Source organism: Mycobacterium sp. (assembly GCF_050701515.1).
Classification (GTDB): Bacteria; Actinomycetota; Actinomycetes; order Mycobacteriales; family Mycobacteriaceae; genus Mycobacterium.
The window spans coordinates 1-1832 of the sequence record NZ_JBOGDB010000155.1 but is presented as its reverse complement, the minus strand read 5'-3'; the positions used below and the strand labels follow the sequence as shown (position 1 = coordinate 1832).

The 1832-nt window shown below is 68.8% G+C and carries 3 protein-coding genes; 1 reads left to right on the top strand and 2 read right to left on the bottom strand.

Going from position 1 to position 1832, the window contains the following annotated elements; genetic code table 11:
• Positions 1-24: 24 nt before the first annotated feature.
• A complete protein-coding gene (locus ACRDU5_RS13105; protein WP_526614985.1) occupies positions 25-603 on the top strand; it encodes a cutinase family protein in 579 nt (192 codons plus the stop codon).
• On the opposite strand, the gene truA is transcribed toward ACRDU5_RS13105, so the two are convergent.
• Both truA and ACRDU5_RS13095 read right to left on the bottom strand, forming a co-directional pair.
• Positions 600-1487 carry a tRNA pseudouridine(38-40) synthase TruA gene (gene truA / locus ACRDU5_RS13100; protein WP_526614984.1) on the bottom strand — a complete coding sequence of 296 codons (888 nt, stop codon included), beginning with the start codon at positions 1485-1487 and terminating at the stop codon, positions 600-602. The two genes, ACRDU5_RS13105 and truA, sit on opposite strands and share 4 nt — an antisense overlap.
• The coding region (locus tag ACRDU5_RS13095) for a bL17 family ribosomal protein (protein WP_526614983.1) at positions 1447-1832 on the bottom strand (386 nt) is incomplete at its 5' end. The genes truA and ACRDU5_RS13095, both read right to left, overlap by 41 nt.

Here is a 1832-nt window from a genome sequence, read left to right as displayed (position 1 = left end):
GCACTCCTTCCCGGCCCCAATGCGATCCCCTCGGCCTCGGCGGCGTGTCCACAGGTCGAGGTCATATTCGCCCGCGGCCGAACGGAGTCACAGGGCCTCGGGATAATCGGGAACGCATTCGTCAGCGCGCTGCGGTCCAAGGTGAACAAGAACATCGATGCCTACGCGGTGCGCTATCCCGCCAACGACGAGATCGACACCGGCGCCAACGACATGAGCGGGCACATCCAGCACATGGCCAACACCTGCCCGGACACCCGCCTGGTGCTCGGCGGCTATTCACTGGGCGCAGGGGTCACCGACGTGGTGCTCGCCGTTCCCATGCAGTTCTTCGGCTTCACCAGCCCGTTGCCTCCGGGCATGGACCAAAAGATCGCCGCGATCGCACTCTTCGGCAACGGCATGGCGTGGGTGGGGCCCATCACGAACTTCAACCCGCTTTATTCCGAGCGGACCATCGAGTTGTGCCACGGCGCGGATCCGGTCTGTAACCCGGCGGACCCGGAGACTTGGGAGGGCAACTGGCCCGACCACGCGGCCAGGGCCTACATCAACGCCGGCATGGTCAACCAGGCCGCGGACTTCGTGGCCGGCAGGGTTTAGTCGGCGGCCCGCAGATCGCGGGTGACCTTGGTGCGCGCCTCGAGCTGGTCGTCGGGCGGGTAGTCCACGCCCGTCAGCGTCAGCCCGTGTGCCGGCGCGGCAGCGAAATCGCTGGAGCGGTTGGTCGAGGTCAACAGCTCACTGCACCAACCGGGTTCGCGACGGTGCTCCCCCACCGCCAGCAGCGCGCCAACCAGAGAGCGCACCATCGACCAGCAGAATGCGTCGGCGCTGACATGCCCGGTGATGTCGTCGCCGTCGCGTGACCAGTCCAGCCGCTGCAGGTCTCGGATCGTGGTGGCGCCGACGCGCGGGCGGCAGAACGCCGCGAAGTCGTGCAGGCCCAGCAGGTCTTCTGACGCCGCCGCCATCGCTTCGACATCCAGCGGGCGCGGCCAGGCCGCCACGAAGCGCGCCTGCTGCGGATCAACCCCGTACGGGGCGGTGGACAACCGGTAGACGTAGTGGCGGCGCAGCGCGGAGAAGCGGGCGTCGAAACCCGCTGGCGCGCGCACGATGTCCCGGACGCGAACATCGGACGGCAGCAGCCGCGCCAGTCGTCGCACCAGCGGCAGAAACTCCGGAGCCGCTTGGTCTTTAATCCGGGGATACGCGTGACCCAGTGCGTCGGCGGGGAGATCGACGTGGGCCACCTGACCGGTGGCGTGCACGCCGGCGTCGGTGCGACCCGCCGCACGCAGTTGGACCGGGACGCGGAACACCGTCGACAACGCGTCGTCCAGCACCCCGGCGACCGTCCGCTGTCCGGCCTGCACCGCCCAGCCCGCGAAGTCGGTTCCGTCGTAGGCGATATCGAGCCGAAGACGACTCGCGGTCATGCCACTAGGACTTGTCGGCATCCTCATCGGAAGCGTCGGAGTCATCGGCCGGTGTGGACCGCGATGCCTCGGCGGCGGTGGTGTCCTCCGCCTCGGGAAGCTCGTCGGTGGCCTTGGTCTCCTCGGCCTCCGGGCCCACCGCAGCCTCCGGCTCGACGGCTGCCTGCGGCGCAGCCGCCGCCGCCAGCGGCGCTTCCTTCTTGGTCGCCGCCGTACGACGAGCCCGGTTGGCCTCGGAAGTCACCGTCTTCTCCCGCACCAGCTCGATGACGGCCATCGGGGCGTTGTCACCCTGGCGCGCCTCCACCTTGATGATGCGGGTATAGCCGCCGTTGCGGTCGGAGTAGAACGGCCCGATCTCGGCGAACAGGGTGTGCACCACATCCTTGT

Coding starts and splice junctions, on each gene's coding strand:
- truA (WP_526614984.1), bottom strand. CDS start 1,487: ATGACTCCGACGCTTCCGATGAGGATGCCGACAAGTCCTAGTGGCATG.